Origin of the sequence: Cognatundibacterium squillarum (genome assembly GCF_014652435.1) — a bacterium.
GTDB lineage: Bacteria > Pseudomonadota > Gammaproteobacteria > Burkholderiales > Burkholderiaceae_D > Undibacterium > Undibacterium squillarum.
Genome location: NZ_BMYU01000001.1, coordinates 532,973 through 551,746 on the forward strand (window position 1 = coordinate 532,973; position 18,774 = coordinate 551,746).

The 18,774-nt window shown below is 51.3% G+C and carries 17 protein-coding genes; 11 read left to right on the forward strand and 6 right to left on the reverse strand.

Annotated elements, in window-relative coordinates; genetic code table 11:
• Positions 1-12 precede the first annotated feature (12 nt).
• From IE092_RS02245 to IE092_RS02260, 4 genes are all read left to right on the forward strand, one after another.
• Positions 13-240: a DUF2798 domain-containing protein gene (locus tag IE092_RS02245; RefSeq protein ID WP_189355365.1), complete on the forward strand. Its 228-nt coding sequence runs from the start codon at positions 13-15 to the stop codon at positions 238-240.
• A gap of 189 nt (positions 241-429) precedes the next feature.
• Positions 430-1,575 (forward strand): tetratricopeptide repeat protein, encoded by a 1,146-nt coding sequence (locus IE092_RS02250; protein ID WP_189355366.1) that lies wholly within the window; start codon positions 430-432, stop codon positions 1,573-1,575.
• A gap of 57 nt (positions 1,576-1,632) precedes the next feature.
• Complete coding sequence (gene argA / locus IE092_RS02255; RefSeq protein ID WP_189355367.1) at positions 1,633-2,943, forward strand: amino-acid N-acetyltransferase; 1,311 nt, start codon at positions 1,633-1,635, stop codon at positions 2,941-2,943.
• 47 nt (positions 2,944-2,990) lie between these two features.
• Positions 2,991-3,263: an oxidative damage protection protein gene (locus IE092_RS02260; protein ID WP_189355368.1), complete on the forward strand. Its 273-nt coding sequence runs from the start codon at positions 2,991-2,993 to the stop codon at positions 3,261-3,263.
• A 314-nt stretch (positions 3,264-3,577) separates the two neighbouring features.
• On the opposite strand, the gene IE092_RS02265 is transcribed toward IE092_RS02260, so the two are convergent.
• The 3 genes from IE092_RS02265 to IE092_RS02275 form a co-directional block, all read right to left on the reverse strand.
• Entirely contained in the window at positions 3,578-4,306 is a 729-nt protein-coding gene (locus tag IE092_RS02265; RefSeq protein WP_229792985.1) for a carbonic anhydrase family protein, read from the reverse strand.
• A gap of 80 nt (positions 4,307-4,386) precedes the next feature.
• The gene (gene rpiA / locus IE092_RS02270; RefSeq protein WP_189355369.1) at positions 4,387-5,058 is read right to left on the reverse strand and encodes a ribose-5-phosphate isomerase RpiA; all 672 of its coding nucleotides are present in this window, start codon (positions 5,056-5,058) and stop codon (positions 4,387-4,389) included.
• 60 nt (positions 5,059-5,118) lie between these two features.
• The gene (locus IE092_RS02275) at positions 5,119-6,138 is read right to left on the reverse strand and encodes a serine/threonine protein kinase (protein ID WP_373295315.1); all 1,020 of its coding nucleotides are present in this window, start codon (positions 6,136-6,138) and stop codon (positions 5,119-5,121) included.
• A 117-nt stretch (positions 6,139-6,255) separates the two neighbouring features.
• Here IE092_RS02275 and IE092_RS02280 point away from each other — a divergent pair, with 117 nt between their 5' ends.
• Both IE092_RS02280 and IE092_RS02285 read left to right on the forward strand, forming a co-directional pair.
• Positions 6,256-6,945 carry a UPF0149 family protein gene (locus IE092_RS02280; protein ID WP_189355371.1) on the forward strand — a complete coding sequence of 230 codons (690 nt, stop codon included), beginning with the start codon at positions 6,256-6,258 and terminating at the stop codon, positions 6,943-6,945.
• Positions 6,946-7,046: 101 nt separating this feature from the next.
• Positions 7,047-7,301, forward strand: a complete 255-nt coding sequence (locus IE092_RS02285; protein WP_189355372.1) for an acyl-CoA-binding protein — start codon at positions 7,047-7,049, stop codon at positions 7,299-7,301.
• A gap of 64 nt (positions 7,302-7,365) precedes the next feature.
• Here the strand turns inward: IE092_RS02285 and IE092_RS02290 are convergent, their stop codons facing one another.
• Positions 7,366-8,331 carry a 2-hydroxyacid dehydrogenase gene (locus tag IE092_RS02290; RefSeq protein ID WP_189355373.1) on the reverse strand — a complete coding sequence of 322 codons (966 nt, stop codon included), beginning with the start codon at positions 8,329-8,331 and terminating at the stop codon, positions 7,366-7,368.
• 344 nt (positions 8,332-8,675) lie between these two features.
• Between IE092_RS02290 and fdxA the strand changes: the two genes are divergently transcribed.
• Both fdxA and IE092_RS02300 read left to right on the forward strand, forming a co-directional pair.
• Entirely contained in the window at positions 8,676-8,999 is a 324-nt protein-coding gene (gene fdxA / locus IE092_RS02295; RefSeq protein WP_189355374.1) for a ferredoxin FdxA, read from the forward strand.
• 62 nt (positions 9,000-9,061) lie between these two features.
• Positions 9,062-10,132 carry an NAD(P)/FAD-dependent oxidoreductase gene (locus tag IE092_RS02300; RefSeq protein ID WP_189355375.1) on the forward strand — a complete coding sequence of 357 codons (1,071 nt, stop codon included), beginning with the start codon at positions 9,062-9,064 and terminating at the stop codon, positions 10,130-10,132.
• 63 nt (positions 10,133-10,195) lie between these two features.
• On the opposite strand, the gene IE092_RS02305 is transcribed toward IE092_RS02300, so the two are convergent.
• Together IE092_RS02305 and IE092_RS02310 are read right to left on the reverse strand one after the other, a co-directional pair.
• Entirely contained in the window at positions 10,196-11,323 is a 1,128-nt protein-coding gene (locus tag IE092_RS02305) for a response regulator (RefSeq protein ID WP_189355376.1), read from the reverse strand.
• Positions 11,324-11,387: 64 nt separating this feature from the next.
• On the reverse strand, positions 11,388-15,644 hold the full coding sequence (locus tag IE092_RS02310) for a response regulator (protein WP_229792986.1): 4,257 nt from the start codon (positions 15,642-15,644) through the stop codon (positions 11,388-11,390).
• Between the two features lie 291 nt (positions 15,645-15,935).
• Here IE092_RS02310 and IE092_RS02315 point away from each other — a divergent pair, with 291 nt between their 5' ends.
• From IE092_RS02315 to nth, 3 genes are all read left to right on the forward strand, one after another.
• Complete coding sequence (locus tag IE092_RS02315; RefSeq protein WP_189355378.1) at positions 15,936-17,171, forward strand: polyhydroxyalkanoate depolymerase; 1,236 nt, start codon at positions 15,936-15,938, stop codon at positions 17,169-17,171.
• A 113-nt stretch (positions 17,172-17,284) separates the two neighbouring features.
• On the forward strand, positions 17,285-17,974 hold the full coding sequence (gene rsxB / locus IE092_RS02320) for an electron transport complex subunit RsxB (protein WP_189355379.1): 690 nt from the start codon (positions 17,285-17,287) through the stop codon (positions 17,972-17,974).
• Positions 17,967-18,614 carry an endonuclease III gene (nth, locus tag IE092_RS02325; protein ID WP_189355380.1) on the forward strand — a complete coding sequence of 216 codons (648 nt, stop codon included), beginning with the start codon at positions 17,967-17,969 and terminating at the stop codon, positions 18,612-18,614. The genes rsxB and nth overlap by 8 nt, the downstream gene beginning before the upstream one ends.
• The last annotated feature ends 160 nt before the right edge of the window (positions 18,615-18,774 follow it).

Sequence of the window (18,774 nt, forward strand, 5' to 3'; positions counted from 1 at the left end):
AAGAGTTTTACGATGATTCCGAAAAAATATGCGCAGCTGGTGTTCAGCCTGATTCTCTCCGGCCTGATGTCTTTACTGGTTTCCGGCATCACCACGATCCGCACTACCGGCCTGCATGATCAGACGTTGCATTTATGGCTGAGCGCATGGCTGCCGGCGTGGATAGTGGCATTTCCGTCGGTGATGGTGGTTGCGCCGCTGACGCAAAAACTGGTGGCGATGCTGGTGCGTAAAGACTAACCAGTTATCAGCACCAACTAACAAATGCCATAAAAGTAGTCGCCTCGTAAAGTTATATATATCTGGCAGGAACTACCGTCAGCTGCTAAAACGCAAATGAAAGAATCATCGGAAAATCAGTCAACCCGAGGTTGTAAACTTCTTTTCGGTGTTTAGGTCCGCCAAACATTGTGCGATGAGGAGCTGGCTATGTTCACACGTTTGCTGTTTTTTATGCTGTTTTCAATACTGACCGGCTGCGCCACCCAGACGAAAGTAGCGCAACCCGCTTTGTTTCATGACGCTGCTTTTGCGCTGAGCCGCAGCGAACCGCGTGCCGAAGATGTTCTGAAAGTCAGCGAACCGATGCGGGAATTCCTGAAGCAGCATGTGCGTGCCGGAAACGGCGATATGCGTGTCAGGTTGTATCAGGCGCTGAAAAAAAACAGTGGTCTGATGCTGGAATACGATGCCGAAGAAACGCTGAATGCGAGCGAAGCATTTGATCGTAAAAGCGGTAATTGCCTGTCGCTGGTACTGATGACCGCCGCAATGGCGCGTGAGCTGGGGCTGGATGTGCGCTTTCAGAATGTACGCATGGATGACAGCTGGACCCGTACCGATCATATATTGCTGGCATCCGGCCATGTAAACGTGCTGCTGGGGCAGCGTACCAGTGCCTTTGATCTGGATCTGGGCGACCATGCTTCGCTGATTATCGATTTCCTGCCACCGGGTGTTGCAATGCGTCAGCAAGCCGACATCATCTCCGAAAAACGTATTGTGGCGATGTATTTCAATAACCGCGCTGCTGAACTGCTGGCACGCGGCAAAGCTGGCGAAGCCTACTGGTACGCAAAAGCAGCCATCACAACAGACCCTGACTTTTCGATTGCGATTAACACTCTCGGCGTCGTGTATCGCAAACAAGCGATGTTTGCGGAGGCCGAACAGTTATTTCGCTACATTGTCGTAACGCAACCGGAAAATGTTGTCGCACTCAGTAATCTGCAAGAGTTACTGGTAACCCGTCAACGCCCAGCAGAAGCCGCTGCTGTGGCGACACAACTGGCAAAACTGCAGCCGGAACCACCTTTTTATTTCCTGAATCAGGGCAAACAAGCGTATCAGGAAGGCCGCTTTGCCGATGCGCGCAAACTGATCGAGAAAGAGTTGCGCAAAGATCCGTATAACGAAGAATCTTACTTCTGGCTGGCACGTACCTATTTCCAGCTTGGCAATCTGCAGAAAACCGATGAAAACCTGCAAATGGCGGAGAAAAATGCGCTGACGCGGAAATCGCAGGATTTGTATTATAAAAAGCGCCAGTCTCTGGCTTTACTGGCGCAAAAATAAGTTTCCGGAAGGCACAGACTATGCAAGATTCCTGCGTGATCAGATTATAATTCGCGCATGGAAAATCCCGTTCAATTCGTTCAGTGGCTGCGCTCGGTCGCACCGTATATTCATGCCTTCCGTGGCAAGACTTTCGTCGTGGCCTTTCCGGGCGAGCTGGTCGTTGCCGGCGCACTGCCTGTTCTGGCGCAGGATTTGTCTTTATTGCATGCTCTCGGCATCAAAATTGTGATCGTACACGGATCGCGCCCACAGGTGGCTGAACAGCTGGCCTTGCGAAATGTCGATGCCCACTTCCATCATGGCGTTCGTATTACCGATATCGCAGCGATGGAATGTTCAAAAGAAGCTGCCGGTGAACTGCGCCTGGATATCGAAGCAGCATTCAGCCAGGGCTTGCCTAATACCCCGATGGCACACTCTGCGATCCGTATTATTTCCGGCAATTTTGTGACCGCACGACCAATCGGCATTGTGAACGGCGTAGATTTCGGTCTGACCGGTGTTACCCGTAAAGTGGCAGCGGAAACCATTCATAAAATTCTGGAAGCAGGCAGTCTGGTACTGCTTGGCCCGCTGGGCTTTTCGCCGACAGGTGAAGCATTTAACCTGACGATGGAAGACGTGGCGGTTTCGGCAGCAACTGCGCTGAAAGCAGACAAACTGATCTTCATCACCGAAACACCGATGATGGTGGATCAGGACAATGAAGAAATTCACGAATTATCATATCAGCATGCTGACGACGAGCTAAGCGCCGGTTATCTGCCGCCGGATTCTGCGTTTTATCTGGAACACGCTGCCAAAGCCTGCAAAGCCGGCGTACCGCGTGTGCATATCGTGCCTTACGCGATGGATGGCTCTGCGTTGCTGGAATTGTTCACGCACGATGGTGTGGGCACGATGGTCACATCGGAAAATCTGGAAACACTGCGTGAAGCGACGATTGAAGATGTCGGTGCGATCATTAAACTGATCGAACCACTGGAAGCGGACGGTACGCTGGTGAAACGCGGCCGCGAACTGATAGAACGCGAAATCAACCAGTTCTCTGTGATTGAGCATGACGGCGTGATCTTTGGTTGCGCAGCCCTCTATCCTTTCCATTACGACAAAATGGCAGAAATGGCCTGCCTGACGGTAAATCCGGACGTGCAGGGTCAGGGCGATGGCGAACGGATACTCAAACACATGGAAAGACGCGCCCGCCGCGCTGGTTTCCATTCGCTGTTTGTACTGACGACGCGCACCGAACACTGGTTCCTGAAGCGCGGATTCGTGAAGGCGACTGTCGACGATTTACCGCGTGACCGTCAGAAAATGTACAACTGGCAACGCAAATCTCTGGTACTGATCAAGCAGCTGTAAGCAGCTTTACGTATAATCGCGGCATCGCAAATTCAACAGGAGTTACTATGGCCCGCATGGTCCACTGCATTAAACTGGATAAAGAAGCAGAAGGTCTGGATTTCGCACCGGTTCCGGGCGAACTGGGCGCGAGAATTTATCAATCCGTTTCCAAAGAAGCCTGGGCTGGCTGGATCAAACACCAGACTATGCTGGTGAATGAAAACCGCCTGAATCTGGCTGATATCCGTGCCCGTAAATACCTGATGGCACAAATGGAAAAGCATTTCTTCGGCGATGGCGCAGATGCTGCTGCCGGTTACGTACCACCGACTGCCTGATCTCGTTCAGCGCGAATAAAAAGCCTCCTGCAAACGGAGGCTTTTTTATTTCTGTTGCGTTTGCCGCAACGGATCGCAAAAACAGATCTGTTCCCGTGCATTTGCTTTTGCACCCGGCAGACGCCGCACAGGTAAGCTGCCTGCAGGCTGAAAAATGCCCCAAATACCCTCAAATGCGGCTTTCAGCACAGCGATGCGGCGGTCGTCGGCAGAAAGTCCGGGCCTCCGGAAACACCATATGACGATAACTGCACAAAAGCCCGTTTTCCTGACGCAGAAAAACGGGCTTTTTCGGGAGATTAGCTGATACGGAATCAGTTCAGGAAATCAACTTTCCCGGTTTCCACGTCATGCATTGCACCGATCACTTTGATCTGGCCTTTATCGACCATTTCTTTCAGCACCGGGCTTTTATCCAGAATCGTTTTCACAGTCATGCGCACATTGGTTTCGGCTGCAGCATCCACAAAGTGATGATTTTTGGAGGAGCGGTCGCTGCCATGCACATTCGGCGTTGCTTTGACTGCTGGCGAGATTTTTTCGATCAGTGCGGTCAGATTACCCATTTTCACGCCATCACAGGCACCTTTGACTGCGCCGCAGTGGGTATGCCCCACCACCACAATCGCTTTGGAACCGGCAACTTTGGATGCATACTCCAGGCTGCCCAGAATATCTTCATTGACGATATTTCCGGCAACACGGGCGGTAAACATATCACCGATACCCTGATCGAACACCAGTGCAGGGTCAGAACGGGAATCAATGCAGGAAACGATACTGACAAACGGGAACTGACCTTGTGAACCGGCAGCTTTGGTCTGGGCGATCAGATCACGCTTTACCATATTGCCAGACAGGAAACGGGCATTCCCATCTTTCAAGCGCTGAATTGCTTCCTCCGGTGTGACCTTAGCCTGAGATTCTTTGGTCATCGGTACATTCAGAACGGCATCCGCAAACACGGATGGTGCGGTTCCGAATGTTGCGGCAACCAGTGCTGCCGCCATGACCACCTTTTTCAGACCGATTTCCTTCAACATAGTGACTCCTCTCTGTAATTAATTAGAATGAGCGAAAATCATAATGACTCAGGCAGCGACAGCACAATTCGCTTTTTCCTTCAGAACTGTAAGGTTTTTACCCCATTAGTTGTTCCCAATAAACATACGTCCGCGCCTTGTGCCGCAAATAAGCCTACAGTCACAACACCAACGATATTATTAATGCTTGCCTCCATTGCAACCGGATCACTAATCTGCATCCCGTGCACGTCCAGTATATAGTTGCCGTTGTCAGTTACCAGTGGTTTCTCATCTTTCAGGCGTAATTTTGCCTGACCACCCAATGCGTTCAGTTTACGGGCCACGACCGCATGCGACATCGGAATCACTTCTACTGGTAACGGAAATTTGCCGAGCGTCGGCACCAGTTTGGAGCCATCAGCAATACAAATGAATTTTTGCGCAACGGACGCCACGATTTTTTCGCGGGTCAGTGCTGCGCCGCCACCTTTGATCATCGCGCCGCTGGCGGTGATTTCATCCGCGCCATCGATATACACTGGCATGCTGGTCACATCATTCAGATCCAGCACTTCAAAGCCATGTGCGCGCAGACGCGCGGCGGTTGCTTCAGACGATGCAACCGTGGCTTTGACTTTATCTTTGATTTTCGCCAGTTCATCAATGAAAAAATTGGCTGTCGAGCCAGTGCCGACACCAACGATGTCGTTCTCAACCACATAAGCAATCGCTGCTTTTGCCACTTCCAGTTTCAGTTCGTCCTGAGTCATGATTTCACTTCTTTCTAACAAATAAAAAACGTTTAAGGATGCTCCTGCAAGCAAAACGCCTTACACCGGCCATAAGGTCGGTGCCTGCATTGCAGCAATCTGTTCCTGTAATTCTGTAATTTTTTCCTGCCAGTAACGCGGCGTTCCAAACCACGAAAATGCGGCAACAAATGCCGGATCAAAACGGCGCTGCGCCAGCCATGCGGAATAATGGATCAGCCGCAAAGTGCGTAAAGCTTCAATCAGATGCAGCTGACGCGGATTGAATTCATAGAAGTCTTCGTAACCCGCCAGTAAATCGCCGAGTTGCGCCTGCATATCAGCACGTTCACCGGATAAGAGCATCCACAAATCCTGCACCGGCGGCCCGCTGCGCGCATCATCAAAATCCACAAAATGCGGGCCTGCCTCATCGCCATCATCCACCCACAACACATTGCCCGGATGACAGTCTCCGTGCAGACGAATTTGCGGCACATCACCCGCCAGATCAAACTGACGCTGCACCTGATCCAGTGCACGCTGGCTCGTATCAGCCCAGGCAGCTTTCAATTCATCCGGTATCAGATCCGGTGTCTGCAGCAACCATGCGCGTGGCTCAAATCCGAAACTTTGTATATTCAGCGCAGGACGATGCGCAAAGGCTGTTGTTGCGCCCTGTGCATGAATCCGTCCGATAAAGCGCCCCAGCCATTCCAGAGTAGCCGGATCATGTAATTCCGGCGCATGCCCGCGCTGACGCGGAAACAGCGCGAACCGGAATGCCTGCCAGTGACGCAGCGTATTTCCCTGCGCATCCGGCAATGCGGTCACCACCGGAATTTCCGCCTGCGCCAGCGCTGCGGAGAACTGATGCTCCTCAATAATTGCGGCATCGGTCCAGCGTTCAGGTCGGTAAAATTTAGCGATCAGCGGCGGGCCGTCTTCGACGCCAACCTGATACACACGGTTCTCATAACTGTTTAAAGCCAGCAAACGGCCGTCAACCATCCAGCCGGCCTGTTCCACTGCGTCCAGCACCAGATCCGGCGTCAGCCCCGAAAAGTGCGAAAAATCCTGATTTTTATCCATAGGCGGCATTGTAAGGTGAATCGATTCTGACTCAGCGATTTTCTGGGCGTGATACCTGAAAAATCGTGCAGATGCCCGCCTGAGCGGCTACACTTCGGATATTTCAACGAATACGAAGTAATTGCTATGCATCTTGATGAACCATTGAGCGATAAGGAATTTAACGAACTGGACAAGTTTCTGATGTCTGACCGTGTTGGTGATGACGGTATGACAATGGACGCTTTGCACGGTTTTCTGACGGCGATCGCAATCGGCCCGGAAATGATTCCTGTACAGGAATGGCTGCCAGTGGTCTGGGGCTTACCGGACAATGAACAGCCGAAATTCAAGACTGACAATGAAATGAAACGCATCACGAATCTGATCGCGCGTTTCATGAACGAAGTGCAGATTACCTTTGAAGTCGCACCACAAGAGTTTGAGCCGCTGTACTGCGTACAGGAGCATAACGGCAAAGAACTGGTTGACGGCGAAACCTGGGCCTGGGGCTTCTGCGAAGGCATGCGCCTGCGCGAAGACCAATGGCAACCGGCATGGGAAGATGCACTGGCAGGTCCGGTGCTGCATCAGATTTATTTGCTGGGCGCAGAAGAAATCGAGGAAGAGGAAGTTGAATTCGTTGACACACCGGAGAAATGCCATACGCTGGCGCTGTCGATTGAAAAAGGCATTCGTACCGTGCGTCAGTTCTGGGCACCGCTGCGCAAAAATGGCGTGGAAACCGTGAAACGCGAAGCGCCGAAAACCGGTCGCAATGATCCGTGCACCTGCGGCAGCGGCAAGAAATTCAAAGTCTGCTGCGGCGCAGAGTAAGTACACAGCGCCTGTTGAAGAAAACCTCTACGGCGCTGGCTGTTTTGAAATGCTGACATCGTGTTAAGGTAATTGCCTGTTTATCCGCAGAGGGAATTTTCATGAGCTTACAGCAACAATTTGAACAGGCAGTTATCGATTCCAAAGCGCTGCCAGAGCGTCCGGACAATATGACACTGCTGAAAATTTACGCACTTTACAAACAAGGCGCGAGCGGCGATGTCACCGGTGATCGCCCTGGCATGATGGATTTTGTTGCGCGCGCCAAGTTTGACGCATGGGCAGAGCTGAAAGGCACTGCACAGGAAACAGCAATGCAAAGCTATATCGATCTGATCAATTCGCTCAAAGGCTGATGATCTGAGCAATACAAGCAGCAAAAAAACGGGAGGTTTTCCTCCCGTTTTTTATTTCCGCAATTTACCACAAGGGATTTTTTGCCTGCCCGTTTAGCAGTCCGGCAATCAGATTATCCGCAGCACAATCTGCCATTGCTCTGCGTGTTTTGACTGATGCGCTGGCAATATGCGGTGTCAGCACCACGTTTTCCAGCGTCAGAAAATCCTGCGCAAACGCAGGTTCGTTTTCAAACACATCCAGTCCGGCAGCTGCAATCCTGCGCTCACGCAAAGCGACAATCAGCGCATGATCATCCACCACACCGCCGCGTGCAATATTGGTCAGCGTGGCCGTCGGCTTCATCATCGCCAGCTCTGCTTCACCGACAGCATGGTGCGACGCGGCTGAATACGGCAGCACCAGAATAATGTGATCAGCCTGCCTGAACAGCGTTTCTTTGCTCACATACTGCGCCTGATTCGCCTGCGCTTCCTGCTCTGCGCTGAGGCGACTGCGATTGTGATACATCACCTGCATCCCGAAACCCTGTGCACGGCGCGCAATCGCCTGCCCTATCCTTCCCATGCCCAGAATACCGAGCGTGCTGCCGTGGATATCAGCGCCGGACATCAGGTCGTAATGCCATTTATTCCATTTTCCGGCACGCAGAAAATGCTCTGCCTCAGTGACACGACGCGCAGTCGCCATCATCAGCGCCCAGCCAAAATCTGCCGTCGTCTCGGTCAGCACATCCGGCGTGTTACTGGCCAGAACACCGGCTGCCTGCATCGCAGGAATATCCAGATTATCGTAACCCACTGCCATATTGGCGACCATGCGAAGGTCAGGACAGGCTTGCAGCACTGCGCCATCAATTCGTGACGAGCCGGTGACGAGCGCCCCTGCTTTCCCCTGCAATCGCTGAATCAGCTCTTGCGGCGTGAAGAGGTGATCATCCTGATTTGATTCGACTTCAAATACACTTTCCAGACGGCGCAAAACCTCCGGGAAAATGGCACGTGCAACCAGAATGGCGGGTTTCGACATAGATCATTTCCTGAAATTAACTGGCAAATCATCGCTGAAACAGCGTTCGTCCTTCCGGCCTGCGCTGAGCAACGACATGGACAAAAATAGTCATTGTGACATTACAGCACTGATCATGCACAAATTTTCGGCTATTTACCCTGTTCATCCGTGAAAATCTGTTTTATACCGGTGTGAGCGCGGTCCGGATGCTGAGCACACCCCGCATTTGCTTATGCGCAAACTATATAAGCTCAGTTTGTGAGAAGCGCTGAATTGCCTTAAAATACAAGGCTTTGCAACCCACAGAGTCTTTTGCTTACTCGCAGGGCTAACAATTTACGTATTTTTTTGATTGGACTGTTATGACCCACGTTGTGACCGAATCCTGCATCCGCTGCCGCTACACCGATTGCGTGGATGTCTGCCCTGTTGACTGCTTCCGCGCCGGCCCGAATTTCCTGGCCATCGATCCAGATGAGTGTATCGACTGCGCAGTGTGCGTCGCAGAATGCCCGGCAAACGCAATTTACGCTGAAGAAGATGTACCAGCAGATCAGCAAAAATTCATTAAGCTGAATGCCGATCTGGCACGTTCCTGGCCTTCCATCACCAAAACCGTTGCACCTCTGGCGGATGCGGATGACTGGAAAGACGTTAAGGACAAACTGCAGTACCTCGAACGTTAATCCCTTGCCAGCCCGGCGCTGGCATTGTTTTAGTCTGACTGTATCTGAAAGCACTTCCTGCTATGGAAAATCAACAAACCACTCTGGCTGATGGCGTCATCGACGCGGATGCCGTTATTATCGGCGCCGGCCCGGTCGGCCTGTTCCAGGTATTCGAGCTCGGTCTGCTCGAAATCAAAGCACACGTTATCGACTCTCTGCCAGTTGTTGGTGGTCAGTGCGTGGAGCTGTATCCTGACAAACCAATCTACGACATCCCTGCCGTACCGGTCTGTACCGGTCAGGAACTGACTGACAATCTGCTGAAGCAGATCGAACCGTTTGAACCGACTTTCCATCTGGGTCAGGAAGTGACTGTGGTTGAACGTCGTGAAGATGGCCGTTTCAATGTCGAAACATCCACCGGCACACGCTTCATCACGAAAACCATTTTCATCGCTGCAGGCGTTGGCTCCTTCCAGCCACGCACACTGAAAGTGGACGGTATCGAAGAATTCGAAGGTAAACAGGTTTTCTACCGCGTCAAAGATCCTAGCCAGTTCCACGGCAAAAATCTGGTCATCTGCGGTGGCGGTGACTCCGCGCTGGACTGGGCACTGAATCTGGTTGGCAAAGCAGAATCCGTTATTCTGGTACACCGTCGCGAAGATTTCCGCGCTGCACCTGCATCCGTCGCAAAAATGAAAGAACTGTGCGACAACTACGAAATGCAATTGCTGATCGGTCAGGTAACCGGCGTAGAAAACAAAGACGGCGTAATGTCCGAAATTAAAGTGACTGGCGCTGACGGTGTAACCCGTCGCCTGGAACTGGACAATCTGCTGGTATTCTTCGGCCTGTCGCCGAAACTCGGCCCAATCGCTGAATGGGGCCTGGAAATCGAGCGTAAGCAGCTGAAAGTCATGAACACCGAAAAGTTCGAAACCAATGTTCCGGGCATTTTCGCGGTTGGCGACATCAATACTTACCCTGGTAAGAAAAAACTGATCCTGTCAGGCTTCCACGAAGCGGCACTGGCTGCGTTCGGTGCTGCACCGTACATTTTCCCTGAAAAGAAAATCCACATGCAGTACACCACCACTTCCCCGAAACTGCACAAGATTCTGGGCGTGGAAACACCAGTGTTTGACTGAAACACAGTCTGCCGAAAAAAAAGCGCATCATCGATGCGCTTTTTTACTTTATGCCTTTCGGTATCAGGCGGCCTGATGAGAGCTCAGCATACTTTTTGCAGTCTGGCTACGGATACAACTAACCGCCATTTCAATTGCGTCAGAAATCTCCAGTGCAACCGCCACCATCGCAGGATCGAACTGCGTCCCCGCTCCTTCAGCCAGCAACAGCATCGCCTCCTGATGCGAGCGCAAAGTTTCATAATGCCTGGAACGTGTTAAACCATCATAAGCATCCGCAATCGCCATCAGACGCGCAGATACGGGAATTTCCTCTGCAATCAACCCCTGAGGATAGCCTTTTCCGTCCCAGCGCTCCTGATGCGAGTAAGCCAGTTCTTTTGCGATTCGCAAAAATAAATGCGGCTTCCCGAGAAACTCTTCGACCGACAGAATAATTTCAAGTCCGAGTTGCGGATGCTGACGCATTAATGCGTATTCGTTCTGATCAAGCTTTCCCTGCTTGAATAAGACCTGATCCGGTAAGCCCAGCTTGCCAACGTCATGCAAAGGAATTGTCTTAAATAGTGCAGCCAGATATTCATCCGACAAAAGCTGACGGTGCACTCCTTTTTCCTGCATGCGTTTTGCAAGCAATAAGGCAATCTGCTGCGTCACCTTAATGTGACGGGCCGCATCTGAATCACGTGCCTCCGCCATTAAGCCCATCGTCATAATCAAAGCATCTTGCATACGCGCCAGCTCAATTGTCTTTTCTTTGACGCTATTTGCGAGTAAAGCATTGGAATTTTGCAATCGGGCATTCGCTTCTTGCAGAGCAATCTGGGATGCAATTCTGGTCAGAATCAGCGCTGGAGCCATTGGCTTTGCCAGATAATCAACCGCACCTAACTGCAGACCCAGCTCTTCATCTTCCGCACGATGGCTGGCACTATGGAAAATCACTGGTATCGCAGCGGTTTTCGGATTCTGTTTCAACCGCCGGCAGACCTCAAAACCATCCAGGTCCGGCATCATAACATCCAGCACAATCAAATCCGGACAAGGCATCATCTCAGCAAGTTCCAGTGCACGAAATCCGTCTTTCGCAATACGAATACGGTATTTCTCACGCAGTAAATGATGCAGCACGGCGAGATTATCGGGCACATCATCCACGATCAAAATCAAGGGTTTGCCTGAATTACTCATCTTTAACAACTCCCCCTTATCACTGACACACTAAACGGCTGAAAGATCTACGCATTCGCACACGCTAGGCATTTTCGCGGGAAAGCTGTTCGTGCAAGAGCCCGGCTGCCGTCGGAAAATCAAAATCACGAATTGCGCTACTGAATGATTTATAGCGCTCAACACCAAAAATCTGAGAAAATTGATCAGCATTTTCTTCAATCAGCTCAATTGCGTCCGCATCTGACTGATGCAATTGATTTAAGCATTGCCGAATCAATTGCATATTCAGTCCGGTATGCTCCTGGTTTTTTTTAGCATCCTGAACAGGTAAATTCCGCATAGCTTCCTCTGCTGCCTGCAACGCTTGCTGCAACAACTGTTCACATTGATCAAAAAACTGCAAAATTTCCCGCGCTGCTTTTTTCTCACGCAGCGCCATTTCCAGACCTTCAGCAGCATCGCGCAACAAATTGGCAGCAACTAATCCTGCCACGCCTTTGAGCGTATGTATGATTCTGATCGCATCCTGCATACGCCCCTCAATGTAAGCTTGACGACCAGTCTGCGCAGCATCCGACTGGTCACTCTGGAACCTGCGCAATAGCTCCGCATACAATCGGACATCTCCCATCGTTCGGCGCAAACCATCTGCAACGATCAGACCGGGAATCTGCACGTGCCTCATTTCAGCGGCACGGACGGGTTCAGTAAGCGTTTTTTCAGCGCACAAAAATTCCGGACAATATCGCGCCACAATTTCATACAACGATGCAGGTTCAACCGGTTTGGCCAGATGCTCATCCATACCGGAATCAATGCAGCGCTGCTGCTCTATCGGCATCGCATGTGCGGTCATCGCGATAATCGGCAGTCGGCTGTATCGTCCGTCCTTACGAATCAGCATCGTTGCTTCATGCCCGTCGAGTTCCGGCATCTGCACATCCATCAATACCATACCGTAATTACTGGCTGTACCCGGGGCCAGTTTGGATAAGGCCTGGTGCCCGTTTTCTGCAATATCGACTTCAATACCAGCCGCTTCTAATAACTCTCTCGCAATTTGCTGATTCACTTCATTATCTTCCACCAGCAACACCCGGAGCCCGGAGAAACGCGGAATACTCAATGCCATCGTCGTTGAAAGTCCGGCCTCTGACTCCGGCATCATCGATGCCAGGCACTGCTGCAACGCGTGCAAAGTTACCGGTTTACGTAAAAAAGCATCCGGCGCATCCAATTCGGACCTCGCACCGTCGCGTGCAAGCATCCCAGTCAGAATATATTTGGGTTTCTTACGCAGTATTTTCAGATTTTTGAGTAAATTAATCAGTGCAAGTCCGTCCAGCTGCGGCATCATCAGATCGCTAAATACCAGATCAAAACCATCGTTCTGATCTGCACTGGAAATCAAATCGATTGCCCGTACCGACTTATCGACGACAACAGCATCGATTCCCTGGAAGCGTAATAGCTCAACCAGTGCTCTTGCTGCTTGCGCATGATCATCTACGATTAATGCCTTCAAAGGCTGATCGCGCAACACCTGTATTGGTTGCCACTTTTCTGCCAATGTAAAACTGATTTCACAGCTGACAGTTGTACCATCCCCCTCCTGGCTTTGGAGCTCAATGCAGCCCCCCATCAGCTCGACCACCCGGCGGGAAATGGACAAACCAAGCCCAGTACCACCAAAGCGCCGGGTTGTAGATTCATCGGCCTGACTGAAAGGCTGAAATAACCGGTTTTGCTGTTCACTGGACATACCAATACCAGTATCAGAAACAGTAAATCCCAACGTTGCCTGAGCACTGTCACGACGTACCAGTTTACAACTCAGCGTCACCTGTCCGTGATCGGTAAATTTAATCGCATTATTCACCAGATTAATCAGAACCTGACTCAGGCGCAGCCCATCACCCATCAGGCGCCATGGCACTTCGGGGTCAATCTGAATCAGAAATTCCAGTTTCTTTTCAAATGCACGGTCAGCCGTCATCAGGCTGATATTTTCAAATACCTCGTGCAGATCGAACTCCACTTGTTCAATCCTGAGCTTGCCTGCCTCGACTTTGGAAAAATCCAGAATATCGTTAATGATGCCCAATAGAGATACGCCAGCGCGATGTATTTTTTCAACGTAGTCACGTTGTTTTTCGTTCAGGCCGGTTCGCAGCGCAAGATGCGCCATACCGATAATTGCATTCATCGGCGTGCGTATTTCGTGGCTCATGTTAGCCAGAAACATCGATTTGGCTGCTGTTGTTTCTTCGGCATGGATACGGGCACGCTCAGCCTCCCGTAAATCATTTTCCATTTGCAGCGTCTGCAGACGCATCTGCTCTGCCATACTTTCACGCAGTTGCTGCTCAAGCAGTTTCTTCTGCGTCACATCGGAAATAAATGACAAGTTAGCCGGTGCACCATCCCATTCAATCAGCACCGATGACATTTCTATCCACACCAGTTCGCCGGATGCGTGCGATAAATTGCAGCTGAAATCTGCAGCGTGCCCACCGTTTTCCAGGCAGTGACTGACATGTGCATCAAAACCGGCACGCCAGTCCGCATTCAGCAAAGCTGAAAATACACTTCCCCGTAGCGCGCCGGAGTCCCGGCCAAACAGCTGACAAATACGCGAATTGAAGAAAACAGCCTTGCCGTGCTGCAGAACGACAATACCTTCGGAAGCATTTTCAACGACTTGCTTGTAACGTTGCTCGGAAACGCTGAGATTGATTTCCAGCTGGCGGCGCAGAGTGATGTCCATGACCACCCAGACCGTCCCCAGCGCCGGGCGGGTCTGATCCACCGCTCTGCCGGAAAAATGCACCCAGAAAAGACTGCCATCGGCACGACGCATCTGGATTTCACTGTCAAACGATTCACCGCGCCATACCGCTGCACTGACCGCCGAAGCACATTGCAGGAAATTTTCCCGCGACGGATAGAACTGCTCGAGCGAAGAACCAAGAACAACATCGCGTTCAAACCCGAATAACTGACACAAAGGGGTATTGGCCCATTTAATGCGCCCGTGATTATCCAGAAACAGCATCCCGACAATTGAGTTTTCGAGGATCGTTTCGCGCTCGGCCAGAATGCGCTGCAGTTGATCATCCAGCGCTTTACGCTGCACAACAGCCTCCTCCGCGAGACGGCGCGCCAGCTCCGCTTCTTGCAATTCATGACGGATATGCAAGGTCTGCACATGAACGCGGGTTGCCAGCCCTTGCGCTCGTGCATACATTTCGAGATAGCGCTGCTGCTCTTTAAAGCCCAGCTCCCAATGACCGATTTCGCCGTAAATTTCAATCAGTTCTGCCATCGCACGCAACGGCGTATAGATGTAACCCTTGTCACCGGCAACAGCAATTGCATGCTTCAGCGCATGTATCGCTTCCGGATAACGCTGGTGGCAACGGTGCAGATAACCGCTGACCCACCATGCGTAAGAACGCAAAGGACGATCTTCTGAGTCTTCAATTAATTCCAGCGCAGCTTCGCACAGACGCTCGGCTTCACTGAGCTGGCCACGCTTCGCCAGCGTGTAAGAGGCAACCGCTGAGAAAAAAGCCTTACTGGCTTTATCTGTGTAATGCGCAGCACCTTTGGCCAGGTAATTAGCAACGCAGGAATATGCATCATCATATTTTTCGCGCGCCAGATAACACAACGCCAGCATGGTGGAAATAAACGGCGCCAGCCAGCGCTCATCTGAATCAACGGCAATCTCACGTGCTTCTTCCAGCAAGGGTTCAGCATCTTCCGCATTACCACTGATATATAAAACTTCGCCGAGATTCGCGAGAATCTGCGAGGCGCGGTTGGGGATGTGCAGGCGACGCGCCTGCCCGAGTGCATTGTAAAGATGCCGGATCGCCTCTTCTGTATATCCGAGATCCTGCGACAATGCACCCAGTAAGTTAAACACCAGGACAGATAAACGGTGATCTTTTGCAGGAAGCAACTGCAGGATGCGGGCATGGCACAGGGAATATGCCTGCTCAGCCTTGCCGTGACGCCACCAGACGGAAACCGTACCGAGTAAGGCAAATGCAAGCCCCTCAGAATCACCAATCAGCTCAAACATCATGGCAGTGCGTTCGAATTCCGGCTCTGCCGCACTGAGTTTGCCTTCAAAAAAGTCCGCGTAGGCAGACAGCAGGTCAGCCAGCGTACCCAGAACTGGTCGGCGGGAAGCGACGGCATCTGACTTCAACCGACCTGCGATCAGGCGTCCCATTTGCGGGGAATCCCGCATTAAATCGAATGCAACAAAACACTGTTCACGCCAATCGAGTTCGGTCTGAGTCACGTTGATCCCCGTTTTTTTATTCATTTACCGCAAGTCATATGAGCAGAAAAACAAGCTTTCTGTACCTGCCCGCCGGTTTTAACGGTTTTTGGGGCAGCAGACCCGACAATTCAGCAGAAAATTATACTTTATCCAAGCATTTAACATAAATTTGCAGGAAAACTAACAACGCTTTTTCGCAACAGCGCAAATTCTCCTAAACTCATTTATGATGCAATGCAAAAAACCAACTGTGTTTCGTCATCAGATGCACAGCGCTCAGGACAAGTCGGTATACTTGGATCAAGTTGCGACCTTTTTCAGAAAGAAGTCATCATGCTCTACCAATTTCATGAATTGAACCGTGCTTTTCTGAACCCATTGACACAATGGGCCGAAGCTTCAGCAAAATTGTTCACGAATCCTGTTTCTCCGCTGGCACACACACCTTTCTCACAGCGTATTGCTGCTGGCTATGAACTGATGTTCCGCCTGGGCAAAGATTATGAAAAACCGGAATTCGGCCTGACTTCTACAACTATTGGTAAGCAAGTCGTTGAAATCGTACAGCGTACGGAAGTGATCAAGCCTTTCTGCAAGCTGCTGCATTTCAAAAAAGTACTTGATGATAAAGAGCTGGCAAAGCTCGATCAGCCCAAAGTCTTACTGGTTGCTCCGTTATCCGGCCACCACGCGACACTGCTGCGCGATACGGTGCGCGGCCTGCTGCCGCAGCACGATGTGTATATCACCGACTGGACAGATGCGCGTATGGTGCCGCTGTCGGAAGGCCCGTTCCATCTGCATGACTACATTTACTATGTGCAGGATTTTATCCGCCTGCTCGGCCCCGATGTGCACGTAATTTCTGTCTGCCAGCCAACCGTACCGGTACTGGCGGCAATTTCACTAATGGCGACAGAGAAAGATCCTAAGCTTCCAAAATCGATGACGATGATGGGTGGCCCGATCGATCCGCGCAACTCGCCTACGCAGGTCAACAATCTGGCCACTGAGAAAAAATTCTCATGGTTTGAAAACACCGTTATTTACGGCGTTCCCGCCAACTATCCGGGCTATGGCCGCAAAGTGTATCCGGGCTTTTTGCAGCACACCGGCTTTGTCGCGATGAATCCGGACCGTCATGCACAAAGTCACTGGGATTATTATCAGAACCTGATCAAAGGGGATGATGAATCTGCTGAGCAGCACCGCAAGTTTTATGATGAATACAATGCCGTACTGGATTTACCGGCAGAGTATTATCTGGAAACCATCAAAACAGTATTTCAGGAATTCCGCCTGCCGAAAGGCACTTGGGAAGTTGAGGGTAAACTGGTTCGTCCGCAGGATATTAAAACTGTGGCACTGTTCACAATCGAAGGTGAGCTGGACGATATCTCCGGCCCTGGTCAGACACAAGCGGCCCACAATATCTGCAGCAACATTCCTGCAAGCATGAAACAAGACTTCGTGGCACCGGGTTGCGGTCACTATGGTATTTTCTCCGGTCGCCGCTGGCGCGAACTGATTTGCCCGAAAATCGGCGAATTCATCCAGAAACACCGCTGATCTCCGCCATCATCAGCCTGAAGCACTGAAAAGCCACCGTCATGGTGGCTTTTTCGTTGATACCGCGTAGCGTTACAGCGATAATCACCGTTTTTGCAAGATAAAGAACTGCCGTGTCTACCATCACCGCCAGCCAGATTGACGCTCTGTTACCGCAAACCCAGTGCACCAAGTGCGGCTACCCTTCCTGCCACGATTACGCAGTTGCCATCGCTGACAATCAGGCATCGTACAATCAATGCCCGCCGGGCGGCGCCGAAGGCATACGTCGCCTCGCGCACTTACTCGGCAAACCGGAAATCCCGTTAAACCCGGCGAATGGCGAAGAACGCGAACGTCCGGTTGCCATCATCCGTGAACAGTTTTGCATAGGCTGCACCTTGTGTATTCAGGCTTGTCCGGTCGATGCGATTGTCGGCGCGGGTAAGCAAATGCACAGCATCGTGCCGGATTTGTGTACCGGCTGCGAATTATGCATCCCCCCCTGCCCGGTCGATTGTATTGATCTGGAAAGTGTCACACCGGGTAATACCGGATGGTCTGCATGGAGTCAGGCACAGGCGGAAACTTCACGACTGGCATTTGACCGCCGTAAAATCCGCTTAGTCCGAGAAAAAGAAGAGAACGATGCGCGTCTGGCTGCCAAAGCCGTGGCAAAACTGGCCGCCGTAAATGCTGAAGCAACCCACAACGATGCGGAAGCTGCCGAAAAAGCCCGCAAAAAAGCCATCATTGAAGCCGCGATTGAGCGCGCGCGCCTGAAAAAACTGGAAGCCGAGCAAAAAGCCCAAAACAATGAATAACGCCAAACGTCGCGAGATCTTTTTACGCCTGCAGGCGCAAAACCCGCATCCGACCACGGAGCTGGAATACAGCACGCCGTTTGAATTACTGATTGCGGTTTTGCTGTCGGCACAGGCCACGGATGTATCGGTCAACAAAGCTACCCGTAAGCTGTATCCGGTAGCAAACACACCGGCAGCGTTGCTGGCGCTGGGTGTTGACAGTCTGATGCCGTATATCCAAACCATTGGTTTGTACAAAACCAAGGCGAAGAATGTGATCGCAACCTGCCAGATTCTGCTGGAACAGCACGGTGGCGAAGTGCCGAAATCACGCGAAGCGCTGGAAGCCCTGCCTGGGGTGGGCCGTAAAACCGCAAATGTGGTGATGAATACCGCATTTGGCGAACCTACGATTGCGGTTGATACGCATATTTTCCGTGTCTCCAACCGTACCGGTCTGGCACCGGGCAAAAACGTGGATATCGTCGAAGAAAAACTGCTGAAGTTTGTGCCACCGGAATTCAAACTGGATGCGCATCACTGGCTAATTCTGCACGGTCGCTACACCTGTATTGCACGCAAGCCCAAATGCTGGAATTGCATGATCGCTGATCTCTGCGATTTCAAGCCCAAAACACCGGTTCCGGACGGCGTGTAAGCGCTGAAAAACACAGTCTGTCATCAAAGCACTGCGCCGTATTCTCATGAACGAATATGGCGCTTTTTTTTATTTGCCGCAGAGCAGGCCAAATCGGCCTGAAATGCCTCAAATGCGGACTTTGGCACAGCAACCCGGCGGTCGTCGGCAGAAAGTCCGG

Coding starts and splice junctions, on each gene's coding strand:
- IE092_RS02245 (WP_189355365.1), top strand. CDS start 13: ATGATTCCGAAAAAATATGCGCAGCTGGTGTTCAGCCTGATTCTCTCC.
- IE092_RS02310 (WP_229792986.1), bottom strand. CDS start 15,644: ATGAATAAAAAAACGGGGATCAACGTGACTCAGACCGAACTCGATTGG.
- IE092_RS02275 (WP_373295315.1), bottom strand. CDS start 6,138: ATGCCGCCTATGGATAAAAATCAGGATTTTTCGCACTTTTCGGGGCTG.
- IE092_RS02265 (WP_229792985.1), bottom strand. CDS start 4,306: ATGTTGAAGGAAATCGGTCTGAAAAAGGTGGTCATGGCGGCAGCACTG.
- argA (WP_189355367.1), top strand. CDS start 1,633: ATGGAAAATCCCGTTCAATTCGTTCAGTGGCTGCGCTCGGTCGCACCG.
- IE092_RS02300 (WP_189355375.1), top strand. CDS start 9,062: ATGGAAAATCAACAAACCACTCTGGCTGATGGCGTCATCGACGCGGAT.
- IE092_RS02290 (WP_189355373.1), bottom strand. CDS start 8,331: ATGTCGAAACCCGCCATTCTGGTTGCACGTGCCATTTTCCCGGAGGTT.
- IE092_RS02315 (WP_189355378.1), top strand. CDS start 15,936: ATGCTCTACCAATTTCATGAATTGAACCGTGCTTTTCTGAACCCATTG.
- IE092_RS02305 (WP_189355376.1), bottom strand. CDS start 11,323: ATGAGTAATTCAGGCAAACCCTTGATTTTGATCGTGGATGATGTGCCC.
- nth (WP_189355380.1), top strand. CDS start 17,967: ATGAATAACGCCAAACGTCGCGAGATCTTTTTACGCCTGCAGGCGCAA.
- IE092_RS02280 (WP_189355371.1), top strand. CDS start 6,256: ATGCATCTTGATGAACCATTGAGCGATAAGGAATTTAACGAACTGGAC.
- IE092_RS02260 (WP_189355368.1), top strand. CDS start 2,991: ATGGCCCGCATGGTCCACTGCATTAAACTGGATAAAGAAGCAGAAGGT.
- IE092_RS02250 (WP_189355366.1), top strand. CDS start 430: ATGTTCACACGTTTGCTGTTTTTTATGCTGTTTTCAATACTGACCGGC.
- fdxA (WP_189355374.1), top strand. CDS start 8,676: ATGACCCACGTTGTGACCGAATCCTGCATCCGCTGCCGCTACACCGAT.
- rpiA (WP_189355369.1), bottom strand. CDS start 5,058: ATGACTCAGGACGAACTGAAACTGGAAGTGGCAAAAGCAGCGATTGCT.
- IE092_RS02285 (WP_189355372.1), top strand. CDS start 7,047: ATGAGCTTACAGCAACAATTTGAACAGGCAGTTATCGATTCCAAAGCG.